Origin of the sequence: Silvimonas sp., assembly GCF_031291215.1 — a bacterium.
In the GTDB taxonomy this organism is placed as follows: Bacteria; Pseudomonadota; Gammaproteobacteria; order Burkholderiales; family Chitinibacteraceae; genus Silvimonas; species Silvimonas soli.
The window spans coordinates 1-1,051 of the sequence record NZ_JARLJK010000145.1 but is presented as its reverse complement, the minus strand read 5'-3'; the positions used below and the strand labels follow the sequence as shown (position 1 = coordinate 1,051).

General features: G+C 59.2%; 1 protein-coding gene. It reads right to left on the bottom strand.

The genetic code is table 11. From position 1 onward, the window contains the following. The coding region (locus tag P4L78_RS21575) for an immunoglobulin domain-containing protein (RefSeq protein WP_309330656.1) at positions 1–1,015 on the bottom strand (1,015 nt) is incomplete at its 3' end. Positions 1,016–1,051: the final 36 nt, after the last annotated feature.

Here is a 1,051-nt window from a genome sequence, read left to right as displayed (position 1 = left end):
TTATTACCAGGGGCGATACCACGGATAGTGTGGTCACGCTGCTGGTGATTCTTGCCCAGGCGTAGGTGACGATCACGATATAGTTTCCCTTGACGTACAAACTGGTCTTACTCAATACCAGATTGGTGGTGGCCGAGCCCGAAACGGTGCTGCCGTCGGTCAGGTTTGTGCCATTTTCTTGCCATTGGCAACTCAGGGATGCTGTGCCTGAAACCGCGACGCTGAAGCTGGCGGGGTCGCTGTTGGTCACCGTCAGGCTTTGGGGTTGGCTGGTGATCACCGGCGGGAACGCCACGGTAAGGCTGGCCACACTGCTGGTGACACTGCCCCAGGCGTTGGTGACGATGACAGTGTAGTTCCCCACGTCATTAGTGCTGGTCGCGTCCAACACCAGATTGGTCGTGGCAGAACCTGAAAGTTCACCACCATCGGTCAGAGCCAGCCCGTTGTTCTGCCACTGGTAACCCAGGGGCGCCGTGCCCAAAGCACTGACGCTGAAGCTCGCTACGCCGCCAACCATGACAATCTGGTTGGTCGGCTGTTGCGCGATGACCGGCGGCGACACGACCGTGAGGGTGGCCATGCTGCTGGTGACGCTGCCCCAGGCATTGGTGATGATGATGGTATAATTCCCCGCTTCGTTTATCGTGGCGGCACTCAGCACTAGATTGGTGGTGGCTGAACCTGAAAGTTCGCCGCCATCGGTCAGCGCCAGCCCGTTGCATTGCCATTGGTAACCCAAAAGCGCGGTGCCCGAAACCGCAACGCTGAAACTCGCCGGTTCTCCCGCCATGACAACCTGGTTGGTGGGCTGCTCCGTGATTGCCGGCGGGAACGCCACCGTGAGGCTGGCCACACTGCTGGTGATACTGCCCCAGACGTTGGTGACGATGACACTATAGGTTCCCACGTCATTAGTGCTGGCCGCGTCTAACACCAGGTTGGTGGTAGCTGACCCTGAAATTTCGCCGCCCTCGGTGAGATCCAGCCCGTTCTTTTGCCACTGGTAACCCAAGGGCGCCGTGCCCGAAGCTGTGATGCTGAAACTCGC